This window comes from Pseudoxanthomonas sp. G3 (assembly GCF_057654715.1).
In genome coordinates this window covers 3,657,504-3,676,687 of sequence record NZ_CM172805.1, presented here as the reverse complement: position 1 = coordinate 3,676,687, position 19,184 = coordinate 3,657,504, and the positions used below count along the sequence as shown (strand labels likewise).

General features: G+C 66.6%; 20 protein-coding genes. 11 read left to right on the top strand and 9 right to left on the bottom strand.

The window, feature by feature from the left end; all coding sequences use genetic code 11:
• Positions 1–8: 8 nt before the first annotated feature.
• Positions 9–212 (bottom strand): DUF2061 domain-containing protein, encoded by a 204-nt coding sequence (locus AC23D6_RS17675; RefSeq protein WP_093303842.1) that lies wholly within the window; start codon positions 210–212, stop codon positions 9–11.
• 470 nt (positions 213–682) lie between these two features.
• On the opposite strand from AC23D6_RS17675, the gene AC23D6_RS17670 reads away from it, so the two are divergent.
• The 9 genes from AC23D6_RS17670 to AC23D6_RS17630 all read left to right on the top strand — a co-directional run bounded on the left by AC23D6_RS17670 (position 683) and on the right by AC23D6_RS17630 (position 7,881).
• Positions 683–1,018, top strand: coding sequence for a hypothetical protein (locus tag AC23D6_RS17670; RefSeq protein WP_487750513.1), 336 nt, complete (start codon positions 683–685; stop codon positions 1,016–1,018).
• Positions 1,019–1,047: 29 nt separating this feature from the next.
• On the top strand, positions 1,048–1,845 hold the full coding sequence (atpB, locus tag AC23D6_RS17665; RefSeq protein ID WP_487750512.1) for a F0F1 ATP synthase subunit A: 798 nt from the start codon (positions 1,048–1,050) through the stop codon (positions 1,843–1,845).
• Positions 1,846–1,909: 64 nt separating this feature from the next.
• Positions 1,910–2,212, top strand: coding sequence for a F0F1 ATP synthase subunit C (gene atpE, locus AC23D6_RS17660; protein ID WP_056880791.1), 303 nt, complete (start codon positions 1,910–1,912; stop codon positions 2,210–2,212).
• Positions 2,213–2,318: 106 nt separating this feature from the next.
• On the top strand, positions 2,319–2,789 hold the full coding sequence (locus AC23D6_RS17655) for a F0F1 ATP synthase subunit B (protein ID WP_487750511.1): 471 nt from the start codon (positions 2,319–2,321) through the stop codon (positions 2,787–2,789).
• A 17-nt stretch (positions 2,790–2,806) separates the two neighbouring features.
• Positions 2,807–3,334: a F0F1 ATP synthase subunit delta gene (locus AC23D6_RS17650; protein WP_487750510.1), complete on the top strand. Its 528-nt coding sequence runs from the start codon at positions 2,807–2,809 to the stop codon at positions 3,332–3,334.
• A gap of 46 nt (positions 3,335–3,380) precedes the next feature.
• Positions 3,381–4,928, top strand: coding sequence for a F0F1 ATP synthase subunit alpha (atpA, locus tag AC23D6_RS17645; RefSeq protein ID WP_487750509.1), 1,548 nt, complete (start codon positions 3,381–3,383; stop codon positions 4,926–4,928).
• A gap of 106 nt (positions 4,929–5,034) precedes the next feature.
• Positions 5,035–5,898: a F0F1 ATP synthase subunit gamma gene (atpG, locus tag AC23D6_RS17640; protein WP_487750508.1), complete on the top strand. Its 864-nt coding sequence runs from the start codon at positions 5,035–5,037 to the stop codon at positions 5,896–5,898.
• A gap of 39 nt (positions 5,899–5,937) precedes the next feature.
• Positions 5,938–7,344 (top strand): F0F1 ATP synthase subunit beta, encoded by a 1,407-nt coding sequence (atpD, locus tag AC23D6_RS17635; protein ID WP_487750507.1) that lies wholly within the window; start codon positions 5,938–5,940, stop codon positions 7,342–7,344.
• A gap of 111 nt (positions 7,345–7,455) precedes the next feature.
• On the top strand, positions 7,456–7,881 hold the full coding sequence (locus AC23D6_RS17630) for a F0F1 ATP synthase subunit epsilon (protein WP_487750506.1): 426 nt from the start codon (positions 7,456–7,458) through the stop codon (positions 7,879–7,881).
• Between the two features lie 60 nt (positions 7,882–7,941).
• On the opposite strand, the gene AC23D6_RS17625 is transcribed toward AC23D6_RS17630, so the two are convergent.
• A complete protein-coding gene (locus AC23D6_RS17625; protein WP_487750505.1) occupies positions 7,942–8,373 on the bottom strand; it encodes a GtrA family protein in 432 nt (143 codons plus the stop codon).
• 94 nt (positions 8,374–8,467) lie between these two features.
• On the opposite strand from AC23D6_RS17625, the gene glmU reads away from it, so the two are divergent.
• Positions 8,468–9,829 (top strand): bifunctional UDP-N-acetylglucosamine diphosphorylase/glucosamine-1-phosphate N-acetyltransferase GlmU, encoded by a 1,362-nt coding sequence (gene glmU, locus AC23D6_RS17620; RefSeq protein ID WP_487750504.1) that lies wholly within the window; start codon positions 8,468–8,470, stop codon positions 9,827–9,829.
• Positions 9,830–9,842: 13 nt separating this feature from the next.
• Positions 9,843–10,502 carry a hypothetical protein gene (locus AC23D6_RS17615; RefSeq protein ID WP_162108274.1) on the top strand — a complete coding sequence of 220 codons (660 nt, stop codon included), beginning with the start codon at positions 9,843–9,845 and terminating at the stop codon, positions 10,500–10,502.
• A gap of 20 nt (positions 10,503–10,522) precedes the next feature.
• Here the strand turns inward: AC23D6_RS17615 and AC23D6_RS17610 are convergent, their stop codons facing one another.
• From AC23D6_RS17610 to AC23D6_RS17580, 7 genes are all read right to left on the bottom strand, one after another.
• Positions 10,523–11,860, bottom strand: coding sequence for a sensor histidine kinase (locus AC23D6_RS17610; RefSeq protein WP_487750503.1), 1,338 nt, complete (start codon positions 11,858–11,860; stop codon positions 10,523–10,525).
• Positions 11,857–13,194, bottom strand: coding sequence for a sigma-54-dependent transcriptional regulator (locus AC23D6_RS17605; protein WP_487750502.1), 1,338 nt, complete (start codon positions 13,192–13,194; stop codon positions 11,857–11,859). The genes AC23D6_RS17610 and AC23D6_RS17605 overlap by 4 nt, the downstream gene beginning before the upstream one ends.
• 3 nt (positions 13,195–13,197) lie before the next feature.
• A complete protein-coding gene (locus AC23D6_RS17600) occupies positions 13,198–14,406 on the bottom strand; it encodes an ABC transporter permease (protein WP_487750501.1) in 1,209 nt (402 codons plus the stop codon).
• A 55-nt stretch (positions 14,407–14,461) separates the two neighbouring features.
• Positions 14,462–15,685 (bottom strand): ABC transporter permease, encoded by a 1,224-nt coding sequence (locus AC23D6_RS17595; protein ID WP_487750500.1) that lies wholly within the window; start codon positions 15,683–15,685, stop codon positions 14,462–14,464.
• 23 nt (positions 15,686–15,708) lie between these two features.
• On the bottom strand, positions 15,709–17,019 hold the full coding sequence (locus tag AC23D6_RS17590; RefSeq protein WP_487750499.1) for an ABC transporter permease: 1,311 nt from the start codon (positions 17,017–17,019) through the stop codon (positions 15,709–15,711).
• Positions 17,020–17,030: 11 nt separating this feature from the next.
• Positions 17,031–17,753: an ABC transporter ATP-binding protein gene (locus AC23D6_RS17585; RefSeq protein ID WP_487750498.1), complete on the bottom strand. Its 723-nt coding sequence runs from the start codon at positions 17,751–17,753 to the stop codon at positions 17,031–17,033.
• A 109-nt stretch (positions 17,754–17,862) separates the two neighbouring features.
• Positions 17,863–19,131: an efflux RND transporter periplasmic adaptor subunit gene (locus AC23D6_RS17580; protein WP_487752671.1), complete on the bottom strand. Its 1,269-nt coding sequence runs from the start codon at positions 19,129–19,131 to the stop codon at positions 17,863–17,865.
• Between the last annotated feature and the right edge of the window lie 53 nt (positions 19,132–19,184).

Sequence of the window (19,184 nt, the reverse complement as noted above, 5' to 3'; positions counted from 1 at the left end):
TCGGGACCTCAGGCGGGCAGTGGCATCGCTTTCGCCGCGCGGCGCGCCTCGATCCGCTTCCACACCTTCTCGTGGAAGTGGAATACCACGGTGTTGGTCGCGGGCTCGATCAGCGCCAGCATGCCGCCGACCAGCAGGCTGCCGGTGAACAGGTAGCCCAGGGTGAAGGCCACCGAGAAGTGCAGGATCGCGAAGCTCAGGGTCTTGTTCATGGGGATCCCGGCAGCCATAGATGAGAATTGATCTCATTGTGGGGCGTTCCATTGGCAAGTCCAATGGATTGATCGGTTCGGATTGATAGCGCCTGACTATCGGTGCCGGTGCCGGTGTTGGATGCAAAAGGCGAAGCCCCGGGGGCAGCCGGGGCTTCGGGAGGCCTGCGACGGAGCATCGGACGAGGAAGTTGAGCAGCAGGCCTTGCATTGACTGACAGGCGGTTCCCGCCAAAGTTCCGGGGATTCCGAGGGAAAATTCTGAATAGGGAAACGGTTACACGCAGACAGGCCAAGGGCTTGCAGGCGAACGTGGCTTCGCCGGCGTTTTCGACCTTTGGCGGTTGTCCCGGAAATTGTCCCGCTGCTATACTTTTGCGGCTCGGCGAGGCGCTTTACCGCCTTGTACCCCGCCAATTCCGTAGGGCTTTCGTGTGCTGAATTCCGTCGCTGCGGGCCGGCGGCTAGTGTTGCGCGCCGCCGTCTGGCAGACGGTCGCGGTACTGCTGGTCGCGCTGCTGTTCCTGCTTCGGGGTGTGCCCCACGCAGCCGCGGCGGCCGTCGGAGGGTTGGCGATCGTGGCCGGCGCACTGCTGGCGGCCTGGATGGCCTTCGGCGGTGGCGTACTCGGCGCCGTTTCGGCGGTGCTGAGGCTGGTCGCGGGGATGGTGGTGAAGTGGGTCGTGGTGATCGGCGTGCTGGTGATGGGCGCGGGGCTGTACAAGCTGCCCCCGCTGCCCCTGATGGCAGGCGTGGTCGCCGGACTGGTGGCTCAGATGCTGGTTGCGGTTGGCAAGCAGCGATAAACCCAATCTAGACGAAAGGTTTCCGACACATGGCGGGCGAGGCTCTTACTCCCACCACCTACATCCAGCACCACCTGAAGAACCTCACGGCCCAGGTGGGCGGCGACGGTCCTTTCTGGACCATCAACGTCGACACCTTCGTGACGGCCGTGCTGATGGGGCTGATGATCGTGTTCGCGTTCTGGCTGGCGACCCGCAAGGCGACCGCCGGCGTACCGGGCAAGTGGCAGGCCTTCGTCGAGATCCTGCTGGAGTTCGTCGACAAGCAGGCCCGCGACACCTACCACGGGACCAGCAAGCTGGTGACGCCGATCGCGATCACCATCTTCTTCTGGATCCTGATGATGAACCTGCTGAAGATGATCCCGGCAGACTTCATCGCCAAGCCGCTCGAACTGCTGGGCATCCACTACTGGAAGCCGGTCCCCACCGCCGACGTCAATGCCACGCTGGGCATGTCGATCAGCGTGTTCTTCCTGATGATCGTCTTCGCGTTCCGCTCGAAGGGCTTCGGCGGCTTCGCCCACGAGTTCCTGACGGCGCCGTTCGGCAAGTGGATGATGCCGTTCAACCTGATCCTCAACATCGTCGAATGGGTCAGCAAGCCCATCTCCCTGGCGATGCGACTGTTCGGCAACATGTTCGGCGGCGAGATCGTCTTCCTGCTGATCTGGGTGCTGGGCGGCGCGGGCATCGTCGGCATGCTTGGTGGCGCGGCGTTCGGCCTGGGCTGGATGCTGTTCCACCTGCTCGTCATCCCGCTGCAGGCATTCATCTTCATGATGCTGTCGATCGTCTACCTCAGCTTGTCGGAAGACAGCCACTAACGTTTCCGCTTCACCGTTCCCTTCGTACCATCCACCTTTCAAGCACTTAGTTCCGGAGATCACCATGGAAAGCATCCTCACCAACCTCGCCCAGGTCCAGGCTTCGACCGCCCTCGCCATCGGCATCATGATCGGTCTGGCCGCGCTGGGCGCCGGTCTGGGTCTGGCCATCATGGCCGGCAAGTTCCTGGAATCGGCTGCCCGCCAGCCGGAGCTGATCCCGGTCCTGCAGGTCCGCATGTTCATCACCGCCGGCCTGATCGACGCCGCGTTCATCATCTCGGTCGCCGTCGGCCTGCTGTTCGCCTTCGCCAGCCCGTTCATCACGATCTTCACCGAGCAGCTGGCCAAGCTGGCCGGCGGCTGAGAAGCCACGTGAAGCCTGATCGCGGCGGTTCGCCTCCGCGGTCGGCCATCAGGCGTCGCTGGGCGCGCGCATCGTGCGCGGGCCCTTCCTCACCGGCAGGTTACCGATGAATATCAATCTCACTCTGTTCGCCCAGGCGCTGGCCTTCGCTGGCCTGATCTGGATCATTGCGACCAAAATCTGGCCGCCGCTGCTGGCTGCCATCGAAGAACGCCAGCAGAAGATCGCGGAAGGTCTCGCTGCCGCCGACCGCAGCCAGAAGGACCTGGCGCAGGCGCAGGAAAAGGTCAACGAAGCGCTGAAGGAAGCCCGCGTCAAGGCCAACGAGATCATCGATCAGGCCCACGCGCGTGCGAACCAGATCGTCGATGCGGCCAAGAACGAAGCGATCGCCGAAGCCAACCGCCAGAAAGAACTGGCACAGGCCGAAATCGACGCCGCCGCCACCCGTGCCCGCGAGGATCTGCGCAAGCAGGTGTCCGCGCTGGCCGTCAGCGGTGCCGAGAAGTTGCTGAAGCGCGAGATCGACGTCAACGCCCACAAGGCGCTGCTCGACGAACTCGCCGCCGAAATCTGATCCGGACGATCTGATCGATGAGCCAGGCCCTGACTGTCGCCCGCCCCTACGCCCGCGCCGCCTTCGCGACGGCGCGCGACGAAGGCAACTTCGCCGCCTGGTCGCAGGCGCTGGGCTTCGCCGCGCATGCCGCGGCCGACCCGCGCGTGGCCGCCCTGCTGCCGAATCCGCAACTGCTGCCGGCCGACGCGGTATCGCTGCTGTCGCCGGAAGGCGCCAGCGAGGCCTTCACCCGCTTCCTGGGCGTCCTCGCCGATGCGCGCCGCCTGCCGCAGCTGCCGGAGATCGCCGGCCTGTTCGAGGAGCTGCGCGCCGAAGCCGAGCATGTCGTGAAGGCGAAGGTCACCTCCGCCACGGACCTGCCCGCCGGCGAGCTCGACATGATCAAGGCCGCGCTGAAGAAGCGCTTCGGCCGCGAGGTCGAGGTGGAGACGGCGGTCGACGCGTCGCTGATCGGCGGCGCCGTGATCGATGCCGGCAGCGTGGTGATCGACGGCTCGCTGAAAGGCAAGCTGGCGCGCCTGCAGTCGGCGCTGACGCACTGAATTCCCATTGAACCGCCGCGCGCGAGCCGGCACACAGGACTTACCCATGGCTACCACGCTCAACCCCTCTGAAATCAGCGACCTGATCAAGACCCGTATCGAGAAGGTCAAGCTGGCCGCGGAGTCGCGCAACGAAGGCACGGTCACCAGCGTGTCCGACGGCATCGTGCGCATCTTCGGCCTGGCCGACGTCATGCAGGGCGAAATGATCGAGCTGCCGAACAACACCTACGCGCTGGCGCTGAACCTGGAGCGCGATTCGGTCGGCGCCGTGGTCCTGGGCGATTACGAGCACCTGCGCGAAGGCGACGTGGCCAAGACCACCGGCCGCATCCTGGAAGTGCCGGTCGGTCCGGAAATGCTCGGCCGCGTGGTGAACGCGCTGGGCGAGCCGATCGACGGCAAGGGCCCGCTGGGCACCTCGCTGACCGCGCCGGTGGAGCGCGTGGCCCCGGGCGTGATCTGGCGCAAGTCGGTCGACCAGCCGGTGCAGACCGGTTACAAGTCGGTCGACGCGATGATCCCGATCGGCCGCGGGCAGCGCGAGCTGATCATCGGCGACCGCCAGACCGGCAAGACCGCGATGGCCATCGACGCCGTGATCAACCAGAAGGGCACCGGCATCAAGTGCGTGTACGTCGCGATCGGCCAGAAGGCCTCGACCGTGGCCAACATCGTGCGCAAGCTGGAAGAGAACGGCGCGCTGGCCCACACCGTGGTCGTCGCCGCCACCGCCTCCGAGTCGGCCGCGATGCAGTACATCAGCGCCTACTCCGGCTGCACCATGGGCGAGTACTTCATGGACCGCGGCCAGGACGCCCTGATCGTGTACGACGACCTGTCCAAGCAGGCCGTGGCCTACCGCCAGATTTCGCTGCTGCTGAAGCGCCCGCCGGGCCGCGAAGCCTACCCGGGCGACGTGTTCTACCTGCACTCCCGTCTGCTCGAGCGCGCGGCCCGCGTGTCCGAGGAGTACGTCGAGAAGTTCACCGAAGGCAAGGTCACCGGCAAGACCGGTTCGCTGACCGCGCTGCCGATCATCGAAACGCAGGCCGGCGACGTGTCCGCGTTCGTGCCGACCAACGTGATTTCGATCACCGACGGCCAGATCTTCCTGGAAACCGACCTGTTCAACGCCGGCATCCGCCCGGCCGTGAACGCGGGTATCTCGGTGTCGCGCGTCGGTGGCGCCGCCCAGACCAAGATCATCAAGAAGCTGTCGGGCGGCATCCGCATCTCGCTCGCCCAGTACCGCGAGCTGGCCGCGTTCGCGCAGTTCGCCTCGGACCTGGACGAAGCCACCCGCAAGCAGCTCGAGCGCGGCCAGCGCGTCACCGAGCTGATGAAGCAGAAGCAGTACGCACCGATGTCCATCGCCCTGCAGGCGCTGTCCATCTACGCAGTCAACGAGGGTTACCTGGACGACGTGCCGGTCAACAAGATCCTGGCGTTCGAAGACGCGCTGCACGCGCACTTCACCAACACCCAGGGCGCGCTGGTCGACACGATCAACAACACCGGCAACTGGAACGACGAGATCGAAGGCGCCTTCAAGAAGGGCATCGCCGAGTTCAAGCAGACCGGTACCTGGTAAGAGCCGGGATAAGAGATTCGGGATTGGGGATTCGTAATCGCGAAGCCCCGCCACGAATCCCGAATAACGGATCCCGAATCCCGAGCGAGCAAAGCGAGCGATAGAGATGGCAGGCGGACGCGAAATCAAAACCAAGATCAAGAGCGTGCAGAACACCCGCAAGGTGACGCGCGCGCTCGAGATGGTCTCGGCCTCCAAGATCCGCAAGGCCCAAGACCGCATGAAGACCTCGCGCCCGTATGCGCGGGCGATGAAGCAGGTGATCGGCCACCTGGCCCAGGCCAATACCGATTACCAGCACCCCTTCATGGTGGAGCGCAAGGACGTCAAGCGCGTCGGCTTCATCATCGTGTCCTCGGACCGCGGCCTGGCCGGTGGCCTGAACAACAACCTGTTCCGCAAGATGCTCGGCGAAATCCGCCAGTGGAACGAGAAGGGCGTCGAAGTCGACGTGGTCACCATCGGTCAGAAGGCCTCGGTGTACTTCCGCCGGGTCAAGGTCAACATGCTGGCCAGCGTGTCGCACCTGGGCGATGCGCCCAAGCTGGACCAGCTGATCGGCGTGATCAAGGTGATGCTGGACGCCTACACCGAAGGCTCGCTGGACCGCGTGTTCGTCGTCTACAACGACTTCGTCAACACGATGACGCAGCGCGCCGCGTTCGACCAACTGCTGCCGCTGCCCGCAGCGGAGACACAGGTCGCGCACCACGACTGGGACTACATCTACGAACCCGATGCCGCGACCGTGCTCGACCACGTGATCACGCGCTACATCGAGTCGCTGGTGTACCAGGCCGTACTGGAGAACATCGCGTCCGAGCATGCGGCTCGCATGGTGGCCATGAAGGCCGCCAGCGACAACGCCAGCAAGCTCATCGGTACCCTGCAGCTGGTCTACAACAAGGCCCGCCAGGCCGCGATCACCCAGGAAATCTCGGAAATCGTCGGCGGCGCGGCAGCGGTCTGACGCGCGTAGTCACAAGAATTCATCTAGAGGAATGCAGCAATGAGTCAGGGCAAGATCGTTCAGATCATCGGCGCGGTGGTTGACGTCGAATTCCCGCGCAACGAAGTGCCGAAGGTGTACGACGCGCTGAAGGTGGAGAACACCGCCATCACGCTCGAAGTGCAGCAGCAGCTCGGCGACGGCGTCGTGCGCACCATCGCCCTCGGTTCCACCGATGGCCTGAAGCGCAACCTGGTCGCCGTGAACACCGACAAGGCCATCTCGGTGCCGGTCGGCGCGGGCACGCTGGGCCGCATCATGGACGTGCTGGGCAACCCGATCGACGAAGCCGGCCCGGTGCAGGCCTCCGATCATTGGGAAATCCACCGTTCGGCCCCGTCGTACGAGGACCAGTCCTCGGCCACCGACCTGCTGGAAACCGGCATCAAGGTCATCGACCTGATGTGCCCGTTCGCCAAGGGCGGCAAAGTCGGCCTGTTCGGCGGCGCCGGCGTCGGCAAGACCGTCAACATGATGGAACTGATCAACAACATCGCCAAGGCGCACTCGGGTCTGTCCGTGTTCGCCGGCGTGGGCGAGCGTACCCGCGAGGGCAACGACTTCTACCACGAGATGAAGGACTCCAACGTCCTCGACAAGGTCGCGATGGTGTACGGCCAGATGAACGAACCGCCGGGCAACCGCCTGCGCGTCGCGCTGACCGGCCTGACCATGGCCGAGTACTTCCGCGACGAGAAGGACGCGTCCGGCAAGGGCAAGGACGTGCTGCTGTTCGTCGACAACATCTACCGCTACACGCTGGCCGGTACCGAAGTGTCGGCGCTGCTGGGCCGCATGCCGTCGGCCGTGGGTTACCAGCCGACGCTGGCCGAGGAAATGGGCGTCCTGCAGGAGCGCATCACCTCGACCAAGACCGGTTCGATCACCTCGATCCAGGCCGTGTACGTACCCGCGGACGACCTGACCGACCCGTCGCCGGCCACCACGTTCGCCCACCTGGACGCGACCGTCGTGCTGAGCCGTAACATCGCGTCGCTGGGTATCTACCCGGCCGTGGACCCGCTCGACTCGACCAGCCGCCAGCTGGACCCGAACGTCATCGGCCACGAGCACTACGACACCGCGCGCCGCGTGCAGGCCACGCTGCAGAAGTACAAGGAACTGAAGGACATCATCGCCATCCTCGGCATGGACGAGCTGTCCGAAGAGGACAAGCAGGCCGTGTCGCGCGCCCGCAAGATCGAGCGCTTCTTCAGCCAGCCCTTCCACGTGGCCGAAGTGTTCACCGGCTCGCCGGGCAAGTACGTCTCGCTGAAGGACACGATCCGCGGCTTCAAGGCGATCGTCGACGGCGAATACGACCACCTGCCGGAGCAGGCGTTCTACATGGTCGGCGGCATCGAAGAAGCGGTCGAGAAGGCCAAGAAGCTCGCCGAGAAGGCGTAAGAGCGAGTAGCGGGGGTCGAGGAGTGGGGGAGTGAGCGGTTGCTCCTACTCACTTCTCACTCCTCTCCACTCACTCCTCCTACTGCACGATCCGACAGGCGAGACAGATTCATGACCACCACCATCCGTTGCGACATCGTCAGTGCCGAGCAGGAGATCTTCCACGGTGAAGCCACCCTGGTCGTCGCCACCGGCGAACTGGGCGAGTTGGGCATCGCGCCGAAGCATGCGCCGCTGATCACCCGCCTGAAGCCGGGCAAGGTGGTGGTGACGCTGCCGAGCGGCGAGCATCTGGACTTCGCCATCTCCGGCGGCATCCTGGAGGTGCAGCCGCAGGTCGTCACCGTGCTGGCGGACACCGCCGTGCGGGCGACCGACATCGACGAGGCGCAGGTCCGCAAGGCGAAGGAAGAAGCCGAGCGCGTGCTGTCGCATAAGGACCCGAAGATGAGCGTGGAAGAAGCCCAGGCCCAGTTGGCCATGAGCATCGCCCAGCTCAGCGCGCTGGAGCGCCTGCGCAAGAACCTCAAGCACTGAGGTCCGCGCACACGCGCTTCACTGGAAACGCCGGCCTCGCGCCGGCGTTTTCGTTTTCGGCTAGCGGTAGACCACGTGCCGCCAGAGGAAGAAGGCCACGACCGCCAGCACGCCTTCCACCAGCGGTTTGGCCAGCCATGCGTGCGCCAGGCCCAGCGATGCGGCGATCCCCGAGACCGCCACGGTGCTGACCACCGTCAGCGGCACCCACACCAGCAGGAACTTGGCGAAACGCCACCAGCCCAGGCGCGCGACGCCATCCCGCGCGAAGGTCACGCGGCCGTTCAACCAGAAGCCCAGCAGCGCCCCGCTGACGCGGCCGGCGAGATTGCCCGGCGCCGCCGGCACGCCGAGCGCCGTGAGCGCGACGAATACCAGCCAGTCCAGCAGCAGTTGCGCCAGGCCGACCGCGAGATAGCTGCCGCCTTGGCGGAACAGCAGGTGGCGTCGCGAGGGAGAGGTCATCGAGGCATGGTACCTGTCGTCGCGCATGACGATGGCACCTCCCTGACGCGGCCTGCGTTGAGCAGGGAATTGCTACCATGCGGCGCATCGCGACGCCGCACCACCACAGGGACATGCGCACATGAAGCCACTCCACGTCGTCATCCTCGCCGCCGGCGAAGGCAAGCGGATGAAGTCCGCGCTGCCGAAGGTGCTCCAGCCGATTGCCGGGCGCCCGATGCTGGCGCACGTGATCGAGGCGGCGCGTGCGCTGTCGCCGGCCGGGGTGCACGTGGTCTATGGCCACGGGGGCGAGCAGGTGCAGGCGTCGTTCGCCGATCAGCCGGATCTGCACTGGGCGCACCAGGCGCAGCAGCTGGGCACCGGCCACGCGGTTGCGCAGGCGATGCCCGGCGTTCCCGATGGCGCGCGCGTGCTGGTGCTGTACGGCGACGTGCCGCTGACGCGCAGCGAGACCCTGCAGCGCCTGCTGGACGCGCCGGGCCGCCTGGCGGTGCTGGTTGCCGAGCCCGTCGATCCCACCGGTTACGGCCGCATCGTCCGCGATGAAGCGGGCCGCGTGGCCGCCATCGTCGAGCACAAGGACGCCGATGAGGAGCAGCGGCGCATCCGCACCATCAACACCGGCATCATCGCCGCCGACGGCAGCGCGCTGAAAGGCTGGCTGGCCCGGTTGTCCAACCACAATGCGCAGGGCGAGTACTACCTGACCGATGTCTTCGCGATGGCCGCCGAGGAATTCACGCCCGCGGAAATGGTGCTGGTTAGCGAGCCCATCGAGGCCGAAGGCGCCAACGATCCATGGCAGCTGTCGCAGCTCGAGCGCGCCCACCAGCTGCGCGCCGCCCGTGCGCTGTGCGCGCAGGGCGCGCGCCTGGTCGACCCCGCGCGCTTCGACCAGCGCGGCACGGTGACGGTGGGGCGCGACGTGCAGATCGACGTGGACGTGGTGCTGGAAGGCAAGGTGGAACTGGGCGACGGAGTCGTCATCGGCCCGTTCACGCGCCTGAAGGACGTGAGCCTCGCCGCGGGCACGCAGGTGCGCGCGCACTGCGATCTGGAAGGCGTCGCCAGCGAAGGCGCTGCGCTGATCGGCCCCTATGCGCGCCTGCGCCCGGGCACCGTGCTTGCCGATGGCGTGCACGTGGGCAATTTCGTCGAGACCAAGAACGCGCGCATCGGCGTGGGCAGCAAGGCCAACCACCTGACGTATCTGGGCGACACCGTCATCGGTACCGGCACCAACATCGGCGCCGGCACCATCACCTGCAACTACGACGGCGTGAACAAGTCCACCACGACGATCGGTGATCGCGTCTTCGTCGGTTCGAACTCGTCGCTGGTCGCACCCGTGACCCTCGCCGACGGCGCCACCATCGGCGCTGGCTCGGTCATCTCGAAGAATGCGCCGGCCGACAAGCTGACCGTCGCGCGCGCGCGCCAGATGACGGTCGAGGGCTGGCAGAGGCCGGTGAAGAAATAGCCTTCGCATTGGCATGGTCAGCTCCAAGCACATCCTCAGGAACTCGGAAGAGCTCAACAGATTGAGCGAGCGGATCCATGTCGCGTCGCGTGGCCGTCGGGCATCCGATCCGGCGTCCCTCGATAAGCATCTGGAAGCCTGTCGCGAGTTTCATGAGCGCTTCGACTCGTTGATGTATCCCGGTGGATGCGCTGTATTCAATCGCGTCAGGCAGCATGATCCCCATGCGCTGGAGACGGCGGTCACTTTCTTGCTTGCAGACCCGATCCATTTCCGTTCGGGCTATCTCAAGGAGTACCTCTGGCGATGGCTGGTGCACTGTCCACTTTCAGATCTTGCGCGGTCGCGATTGGAGCGAGCTGCGCTCGGCTACCTGGATCGGCCAATCAAGCGGGAATTCGCGGCGATGTGCAGAGCAATGCACAGGATTGGACGAGAAGCCTTCTGGATGCGCGTATCACATGCCCTGCTCTCGGTCGACGTGTTGAAGGTGCGGAGGGCGGAACTGCTGTTGATCCACAAGGGGAGCCTGTTCGCTGGCGCAGTCGCACGCCGCGATATGTGGATTAGGCTGCTCAAGGAACGCTGCGGCAGCACCACTGAACCTTCGCTCTGGCTGAGTGAAAGGAGGTGGAGGTACAACGGTCGCAACGGTACGGAATCATCGACGTAGCGGACAATAGATGCCCGCCGTCATGCCCCCGGCCCGTCCGGCAATTGGATCGCCACGCACAGACCACCGCCGTCGCGGTTGTGCAGCGACAGGCGTCCGCCGTGTGCTTCGACGATCTCGCGGGTCAGGGCCAGGCCCAGACCAGTGCCGTTGCGTTTGGTGGAATAGAACGGGACCAGCGCGTTCTGCAGCACGGCGTCGTTCATGCCGGTGCCGCGGTCCATCACCTCGATGCGGACCCAGCCGGGCAGATGGGTCACGCGCACGGAAACACCGTCGGCCGTCGTGCCCGACTCATGCGCATTCTTGAGCAGGTTCAACAGCGCCTGCTCGATCTGCGCGACGTCGATGCGGCCATCGATCTCGCTTTCGGCCATCAGCAGCTCGAAGCCGATCTGGCGCTGCAGACCCTCGAAGAACGCCCGCCAGTGCACCGTATGCAGCTGTGGCGAGGGCAGCTTGGCGAAGCGCGCATACCCCCGGATGAAACCTTCCAGGTGGCGTGCGCGCTCTTCGATGGTGCCGAAGACCTCTTCCAGCCGTTCGTGCTTGCCGCGGCGTACGAGCTCTGCGCCGGAATGCGCCAGCGACGCCACCGGCGCCAGCGAGTTGTTGAGTTCGTGGCTGATCACGCGGATGACCTTCTTCCACGTCATCACTTCCTGGCGGCGCAGTTCGTTCGTCAGCAGGCGCAGCAGCAGCAGTTCGTGCGGGCGGCCGTTGAGGCGGAAGTTGCGGCGCGCGAGGTGGTAGACCTGCTCCTCCCCGTCCTCCTCTTCGCTGCCGATGGCGAACAGGCTGTCGCCGCTGCGCGCGAGCGCTTCGCGCATCTCCACCGGCGACGCGGCCATCAGCGAGTCGTAGTCCTGGCCCTCCAGCTTCCAGCCACTGTGCAGCAGCTTGCGTGCGGCGACGTTGGCGAACACCACCCGGCGCACGCCATCGCCGCCGGGCGCCACCAGCAGCATAGCAACCGGCGTGTTCTGCACCATCGTGTCCAGCAGCAGTTCCCGCTGCACCAGGGTCTGCCGCTGCTCGCGCAGCACCTCGCCCAGTTCGCCATGGGAACGCACGAGTTCGGCCAGTTCGTCGCTGCCCTGCCAATGGATGCCGAAGTTGTACTCGCCGTCGCGGTAGCTGTTGACGCTGCCGGCCAGCGCGCGGAACAGCGAGCGCGTACTGCGCAGGCCGCGGTGGATCGCCCACCCCGCCAGTGGCAGCACGACGAGCGCGGACAGCAGGACGGCCAGCAGATCGTCCTCCAGCCAACGCGACAGCGCGACCGGCAACACCAGCGCCACCGCCAGCAACGGCAGCAGCCAGGACAGCACGCGACCGGCGAGCGAGCGGCGGATCATGTGGCCTTGATGCCGAAGCGTTCCATGCGCCGGTACAGCGCCTGCCGGCTCATGCCCAAGTCGGTGGCGGCCTGCGCGATCACGCCACCCGCGCGGGCGATCGCGGCCTCGATGTCGGCCCGCTCAGGCTCCGCCACGATCGGCGCGCGCACCGCGGCGGGCTTGGGCAGGTTCAGGTCGCTGGCTTCGATGCGCTCGCCCATCGCCAGCAGGCCGGCACGCTGGATGACGTTGCGCAGCTCGCGCACGTTGCCCGGCCATGCGTGGCGCAACAGTGCAGCGCGCGCGCTTTCGCCCAGCGGCTTGTCTTCCGGGCGGAAGCGCTCGGCCAACGGCAGGATGTCGCCGGGCCGCTCGGCCAGCGGCGGCAGCGCGAGTTCGATCGCGTTGAGCCGGTAGTACAGATCCTCGCGAAAACTGCCTTCGCGGATCATCGTCGGCAGGTCCGCATTAGTGGCACTGATCACGCGCACGGCGACCTTGCGCTCGCGATTTGAGCCCAACCGCTCGAAGCGGCCGGTCTCCAGTACGCGCAGCAGCTTCATCTGCCCGGTGAGCGGCAGGTTACCGATTTCGTCGAGGAACAGCGTGCCGCCATCGGCCGCTTCGAACTTGCCTTCGCGCGCCTTGTTCGCGCCGGTGTAGGCACCCGCATCCGCGCCGAACAGTTCGGCCTCGATCAACTCCGACGGCAGCGCGCCGCAGTTGAGCGTCACGAATGGCCCCTGCTTCACGCTGGAGTTGGCCTGGATGATCTCGGCGATCTTCTCCTTGCCCGCGCCATTCGGGCCGGTGATCAGCACCGGCAGGTCCGAACGCGCGACCTGGCAGGCGAGCGCGACGACGCGTTCGCTGGCCGGGTCTTCGAATACGAGATTGCGCAGGTCGTACTTCTGCGAGAGCTGGTCGCGGCTGCGGCGCTCGCGGCTGCGGCGACGGTCGAGTTCGCGGCGCGTTTCCGTCAGCTCCAGCAGCGTGTTGACGGTCGCCAGCAGCTTGCGGTCGTCCCAGGGCTTGGCGACGTAGTCCGCCGCGCCGGCCTTCACCAGGTTCACCGCGGCTTCCAGGTGCGTCCATGCGGTCAGCAGGATCACCGGCAGGTCCGGCCACTCCGCGCGCAGGTCGGCGAACAACTGCTCGCCCTCCAAGCCGGAGGTGGTGTCTTCGCTGAAGTTCATGTCCTGGATGACCAAGTCCACCGGATGTTCGCGCAACATCGCCAGGCCGGAGGCGGGTGACTCGGCGTGCAGCGTTTCGATGTCGTGCAGGGAGAAGAGGACTTCCAGGGCCGTACTGACGGCCAGGTTGTCGTCGATCACGAGGATGGTAGGCATGCGCTATAGCCTAACCGAAGGGCTGCGGCTGACGAGGTGCGGCGGGATGCGGCGGGCCAGGCGCGCGGGCCACGCGGCGGCGAACTGCACGGCCAGCGTCACCCATCCCACCGTTGCCAGCATTGCGGCAATGGAGGGCGTAGCGGCCCATCCATCCGGCGCGATGCGCGGCAGCAGCCAGCCGCAGGCCAGGCCCACCGTCGCTGCGATGGTTGCCAGCCCCAGGTATTCGCAACGCAGGCGGCGCGCGAGTTGGCGACCGGTCGCGCCGGTGGCACGACGCAGACTGAACTCCTGCGCATGCGCCTGCACCCAGCGCTGACCGCCGAGCATCAGCAGGCCGAGCGTGGAAAGCCACCACGCGGTGCAGGCACCCACCGACCACCGCGCACGCAAGCGCGGGCCATGCAACGCGTCCTCGCGCAACGCCGCCATCTCGACCGGCGCGGCGATGGCCACGGACGGATAGGCAGCGGAAAGTGCAGCGCGGATGCGCGCGGCCATGTCATGCGTGTCGTTGTCATGGCGGATCAGGAACTGCGCGTCGCCCGCGCGCACCATCCGCACGGGCAACAGCATGGCCAGGTCGCGCACGTCGCGCGCACTGGCCGGCGGCGGCACGCGCTCGACCACGCCGATCACGTGCAGCTTTGCGCCCGGTGCGGTCAACAGCGTACGGCCGAGCGGGTCCGCATCGCCATACAGCTGTTTCGCCAGCGCGGCCGAGATGATGGCTGGCCCAAGGCCGGCATGCAGATCGGTCTGGGTGCCGGCGTAGTTGCGGAACTCGCCGGGTAAGAAATCACGTCCGCGCACTATCGCCATACCGAGTGTCGAGCCGAAGTGCTCTTCGCCGAGGAACACCGACACCACGTTGCGCTCCGCAGGACGCGCAGGTGTCCACACGTGCACGCTCCAGGCGCTGTTGCCGTAAGGCACCTGGTTGGACGCCGTTACCGCACGCACGCCCGGCACAGTGCGCAGGCGGCGCAGGACGTCGGCGACGCCCGGATCCGTTGCGGGCGTGGTCTGCAGCCAGGGCACCAGCAGCAAGCCGGCATCGTCGACGCCGTCGGGCGCGGTGCGCGCGGCGCGCAGGCCGGTGACCGCCTGCCAGGCCTGCAGGCACAGGACCACGCCGAACGCCAACTGCAGTGCGATCAGCCAGGTACCCGCGTGGTGGCGTCCCAGCAGCAGGAACGGAGGAGACATGGGAACCCCGTCGCCGCGCACGCCAGACCGGCATGCGCGGCATGAAGCGGAGGAATCAGGCGGTGCGCGTGGCGACCGCTGGCGGCACCGAAGCGGCCTTGCGCGCCGGACCGTACACCGCTGCTTGGCCCAGCAGCCACAGCAGCACGGCGCCGACCGGCAGGTACAGCAGGGGCAGGCGCGGCAATTCGTACTTGCCCATCAGCATCTGGTTGATGCCGTAGGCGAGGATCATGCCGATGACGATGCCCAGCGTGGCCAGCAGGAAGTTCTCGGTCTGGAAGTAGCGCAGGATCTGGCCCTTGGTCGCGCCCAGCGCACGGCGGATGCCGATCTGCTTGGTGCGCTGCTGCACCCAGAAACTGGCCAGGCCGACGATGCCCAACGCGGTGACGACCAGCAGCGAGATGATCACCGTGATGAGCAGCCAGGCCATCGCGCGGTCGCCGCGGTAGTAGTTGCTCATGATGTCGGTGAACGTGCCCTCGCGCAGGATCAGCCGGCGCGCGCTGTTCTTCTCGAGTGCGGCGACCGCCGCCTTCTGCACTTCCGCGCGGCGCTCGGGGCTGGTGCGCAGCACGAACGTGCCCAGCGTCATGTCCTTCGCCGGAAAGATCATCGTGTACCCGGCTTCCGCCGGACCACCATTGTCGTTGGTACGGATCAGGCGTTCGACCACACCCACCACGCGATGCGGCGCATTGTCCGCGTTCCAGGAGTAGATGTTCTTGCCGATCGCGCTTTCACCGGGGAACAGCTTGTTCGCCAGCTCCCGGCTCAGGATCACCGCCGGCATGGTGACCTTGGCGTTCTGCTTGTTCATCTCCGTCCAGTTGGAATACTCGTCCGCATTGAAGTCGCGGCCCTCGACCAGTTTCAGGCCCAGTGTGTCGATGACGGATTCGCCGAGATAGACGTTGGCCTGCGCCGTGGGTCGCTCCTGCTCCGGCGCGAGCTGGATGGAACTGTTCCAGGAAGAGTTGTCGAACGGCACGTGGTTGATGCTGCTGGCCGCCTTGACGCCGGGCAGGGCGCGCAGGCTGGCGACATCCTGCTTCACCAGCGCGTCGGCCTCGGGGTTGTCGCCGATGTTGCCCATGCTGATGCGCACGATCTCCTCGTTCGCCATGCCGGTGGGGCGGTCGATGCGCTCCAGCCGCTGGGTGATGAGGAAGACCGCATTGCAGATGATGGCGCACGACAGCGCCACTTCCAGCACGATCAGCGCGGCGGCCGTCTTGTGGCGGGCCAGAGTGGAAAGAATGGGGCGGATGTCCATGACGTGCCTCTTGGATGGATGGGTCACTGGCTCTTGAGCTGGATGGCGGGCGTCACCTGCATGGCGCGCCAGGCGGGCAACATGCCGGCGAGCAGGCTGGCGACGATCGCCAGCGCGAAGGTGGCCAGCAGCATCTTCAGGTCCATGTGGGCCAGGTCGGCATAGCCGGCGGGCTGCTGGCGCACCGCCAGCAGGCCGAGCCAGGCCAGCACGAGGCCGAGCACGCCGCCGACCAGGCCGACCGTACCCGCTTCGACCAGGCACTGCGCGAAGATCGCCTTGCGCGTCGCACCCAATGCGCGCCGTACGCCGATCTGCGAAGCGCGGCCCAGGAACTTCGCCAGCAGCAGGCCCACGGTGTTGAGCAGGCAGACCGCGAGGAAGCCGAACGCCAGCCATACCTGCAGGCGCACGTCGCCGGGCACGGCGCCCTGCTTGTCCAGCCACTGCATGACGTTGTGCAGGTCCACGTTGGTCGGTCGCTCGAAACGGCCCGCCGCGCGCTGCTGGTCGGAATAATTGGCCAGGTACTGCTTGTAGGCGCTCACCTTCTCCGCCGATCCCAGCTCCACCCAGTACTGCAGCCACGAGCAGGGGGCATTGGGTCCGCGCGAACCTTCTTCATCTCCGCTGGAGTCGCCCCAGCAGTTCATGTTGCCCTGGGTGCCCATCTTCAGGCTGAGCGCGGTCCAGAAAGGCACGAACAGCTGTTCCACTTCGGTGAAGCGGTCCTGCGTCATGTCGTAGAACTTCGGCGCCGGGCGCCACTCATCGAGTACGCCGATCACGCGGAACGTCGCACCGGAGGCCTTGATGTCGCGGCCGACGCTGTTGGCGCCGCCGAACAGCTTGTCGTTCAGCGCCTTGGAGATGACGGCTACGCGCGCGCGCGATTCGTCATCGCCGGCCGACCAACCGTTGCCGTAGCGGAACGGCACGTCGAACATCGGGAAGAAGTCGGCCGTCGTGTAGCGCGCATCCACACGGAACGGTTCGATGCGGCCGTCCTCGGTCTCGATCGACGAGGCGCCGCCGGTCATGAAGGCCTGGCGGTCGCCCTTCTTGTCGCGCAGCATGCGTTCGGCGTCGTAACGGGTGAACTGGTCTTCCGGTTCGTCGCCGGGCGTGAAGCCGTTCGCCGAACGCGGATCGATGCGCGGGTAGAACAGCTTGTCGCTTTTCTGCGGGATCGGATCGCCCGACAGCACGTAGAACACGGTCAGCGTGGTCATGCTGGCGCCGATGCCGAGCGCGATGGCCAGCACCATCAGGAAGGTCAGCGCCTTGTTGCGCTTGAAGCTGCGCAGCGCGAGGGTGAAGTAGTAGCCGAACATGTCGGGTCTCCTCAGGCGGAGGCGCTGGTTTCGGCGGCGTGCGCCGCGCGGATCAGCGCGGGCTCCACCGACAGGTCGGTGGCCATGCCGTCCACGATGTGCACGTTGCGCTGCGCGCGCGCGGCGAGTTCGGGGTCGTGGGTGACCATGATGATGGTCGTGCCCTGGCGGTTGATCTCCTCCAGCAACTCCATCACGCCGCGGGCCATCTGCGAGTCCAGGTTGCCGGTGGGTTCGTCCGCCAGCAGCAGGCGCGGACTGCCGGCCAGCGCGCGCGCGATCGCCGTGCGCTGCTGCTGGCCGCCCGACAGCTCGGACGGGTAGTGCTTCATGCGCGAGCCCAGGCCCACGCGGGCCAGCGCATCCTCGATGCGCTGCTTGCGCTCGGCCGCCGGCATCCCGCGGTAGCGCAGCGGCACGTCGACGTTGTCGAACAGGTTCAGGTCGGGGATCAGGTTGAAGCCCTGGAAGATGAAACCGATCTTCTGGTTGCGCAGGCGCGAGCGGGCGTCGTCGCCGAGGTGGCTGACGTCCTGGCCATCGAGCAGGAACTGCCCGCCGGTGAAGGTCTCCAGCAGGCCGGCGATGTTGAGGAAGGTGGTCTTGCCCGAGCCCGACGGACCGGTGACGGCGACGAACTCGCCTTCGCGGACATGCAGGTCCAGGGAACGCAGCGCATGCGTTTCCACCTGTTCGGTGCGGTAGACCTTGGCGACTTGGCGCATCTCTAGCATGGCGGGTTCCTTCGGATGGGATTAGGGATTCGTGATTGGGGATTCGGAGAGGGAGTCGAGACATCCGGGAGCGGGCGAATCCCGATTCCCCAATCCCGAATCCCGGCTTTCAATTCACCGACACCCGCTCGGCATCGCCGAACAGGTCGCTGCCGGAGACGACCACCTTGTCGCCGGGCTGCAGGCCGCTGAGTACTTCGACATGGCTCAGGCTGCTGACGCCCAGTTGCACCGGGCGGCGCACGGCGGAGCTGCCGTCCATGACGTAGGCGTAGCGACCTCCGCCCTGCTCGAGGAACGGACCACGCTCGACCATCAGCACGTTGCGGCGTGTATCCATCAGGATGCGTGCGGCCAGGCGCTGATTCTGGCGCAGGCCCGGCGGTTGCTTGTCGGAGAAGCGCAGGCGGGTGACGACTTCGCCGTTGACGACTTCCGGCGACACCGCGGAAATCTCGCCCGGGTAGGGCTGGCCGGCGCTGGTCAGGGTGGCCGGCATGCCGATGGCGAGATCGCGCGCGAAACTCTCGGGCACCTTGATCTCGACTTCGAACACCGACAAGTCCACCACGCTCAGCACCGGTGCGTTGATCGCCACGTTGGAACGCTGCACGGCCTGGATCTGGCCGACCTGGCCGTCGAACGGCGCACGCAGGGTCAGCGCATCGACCTGGCGCTGCACTTCGGCCACCACCGCGCGCTGGCGCTCGGCCAGCAGCTGCTTGTTGCGGGCATCCAGCCCGGCGCCCTGGCCCTGCAGGCCGGCATCCTTGCGCGCATGAGAGAGCGCGATCTCGGCCTTGCGCAGGTTGTCCTGCGCTTCCATCACGTCGACCTGCGGCACCGCGCCGCCGTCGTAGCCGCGCTGGTAGCGCTGCAGGTTGCGTTCGGCGGCCTGGCGTTCGATCCCCGCCTGGTCCAGCGCCTTCTGGGCGTTGGCGCGGGTGACGCTGGCATCCAGGGTGGCGCGGCTGGCTTCGGCTTCCAGGCCGGCCAGCGTGGTCTGCTCCTGTGCCAGCTTGCTGCGCAGCTCCGGGCTGTCGATTTCGGCCAGCGGTTGGCCCTTGGTCACCTTGTCGCCGGCCACGACCTTGAGCGTAACCACGCCCCCGGCCACGGCGTACAGGGTAGGGCTGTTGGCGGCGATGACGCGGCCGTCGGCGGCGATGTCGCGGACCAGGTCGCCGCGGGTCACTTCGGCGATGCGCAGGCGGGCGCCATCCACCGACGAGGTGCCGGCCAGCCAGCCGCGCGCGGCGAACGCGATGCCGACCAGCAGCACGGCGCCGCCAGCGGCCGGCCACACCCACCGGCGCCAGGCCGGGCGGGTCTGGGAGGAGCTGAGCACTCGGTCTTGCGCGGAGGTGTCCCGAATCATCGGCGGCATGCGTTCTTTGGAATGACCTGCTCGTATCAGCAGGATGCGTGCCA

Excerpts from the sequence above, each read along its gene's own strand:
- AC23D6_RS17675 (WP_093303842.1), bottom strand. The coding sequence starts at position 212 with ATGAACAAGACCCTGAGCTTCGCGATCCTGCACTTCTCGGTGGCCTTC.
- atpB (WP_487750512.1), top strand. The coding sequence starts at position 1,048 with ATGGCGGGCGAGGCTCTTACTCCCACCACCTACATCCAGCACCACCTG.
- atpE (WP_056880791.1), top strand. The coding sequence starts at position 1,910 with ATGGAAAGCATCCTCACCAACCTCGCCCAGGTCCAGGCTTCGACCGCC.
- AC23D6_RS17655 (WP_487750511.1), top strand. The coding sequence starts at position 2,319 with ATGAATATCAATCTCACTCTGTTCGCCCAGGCGCTGGCCTTCGCTGGC.
- AC23D6_RS17650 (WP_487750510.1), top strand. The coding sequence starts at position 2,807 with ATGAGCCAGGCCCTGACTGTCGCCCGCCCCTACGCCCGCGCCGCCTTC.
- atpA (WP_487750509.1), top strand. The coding sequence starts at position 3,381 with ATGGCTACCACGCTCAACCCCTCTGAAATCAGCGACCTGATCAAGACC.
- atpG (WP_487750508.1), top strand. The coding sequence starts at position 5,035 with ATGGCAGGCGGACGCGAAATCAAAACCAAGATCAAGAGCGTGCAGAAC.
- atpD (WP_487750507.1), top strand. The coding sequence starts at position 5,938 with ATGAGTCAGGGCAAGATCGTTCAGATCATCGGCGCGGTGGTTGACGTC.
- AC23D6_RS17630 (WP_487750506.1), top strand. The coding sequence starts at position 7,456 with ATGACCACCACCATCCGTTGCGACATCGTCAGTGCCGAGCAGGAGATC.
- AC23D6_RS17625 (WP_487750505.1), bottom strand. The coding sequence starts at position 8,373 with ATGCGCGACGACAGGTACCATGCCTCGATGACCTCTCCCTCGCGACGC.
- glmU (WP_487750504.1), top strand. The coding sequence starts at position 8,468 with ATGAAGCCACTCCACGTCGTCATCCTCGCCGCCGGCGAAGGCAAGCGG.
- AC23D6_RS17615 (WP_162108274.1), top strand. The coding sequence starts at position 9,843 with ATGGTCAGCTCCAAGCACATCCTCAGGAACTCGGAAGAGCTCAACAGA.
- AC23D6_RS17610 (WP_487750503.1), bottom strand. The coding sequence starts at position 11,860 with ATGATCCGCCGCTCGCTCGCCGGTCGCGTGCTGTCCTGGCTGCTGCCG.
- AC23D6_RS17605 (WP_487750502.1), bottom strand. The coding sequence starts at position 13,194 with ATGCCTACCATCCTCGTGATCGACGACAACCTGGCCGTCAGTACGGCC.
- AC23D6_RS17600 (WP_487750501.1), bottom strand. The coding sequence starts at position 14,406 with ATGTCTCCTCCGTTCCTGCTGCTGGGACGCCACCACGCGGGTACCTGG.
- AC23D6_RS17595 (WP_487750500.1), bottom strand. The coding sequence starts at position 15,685 with ATGGACATCCGCCCCATTCTTTCCACTCTGGCCCGCCACAAGACGGCC.
- AC23D6_RS17590 (WP_487750499.1), bottom strand. The coding sequence starts at position 17,019 with ATGTTCGGCTACTACTTCACCCTCGCGCTGCGCAGCTTCAAGCGCAAC.
- AC23D6_RS17585 (WP_487750498.1), bottom strand. The coding sequence starts at position 17,753 with ATGCTAGAGATGCGCCAAGTCGCCAAGGTCTACCGCACCGAACAGGTG.
- AC23D6_RS17580 (WP_487752671.1), bottom strand. The coding sequence starts at position 19,131 with ATGATTCGGGACACCTCCGCGCAAGACCGAGTGCTCAGCTCCTCCCAG.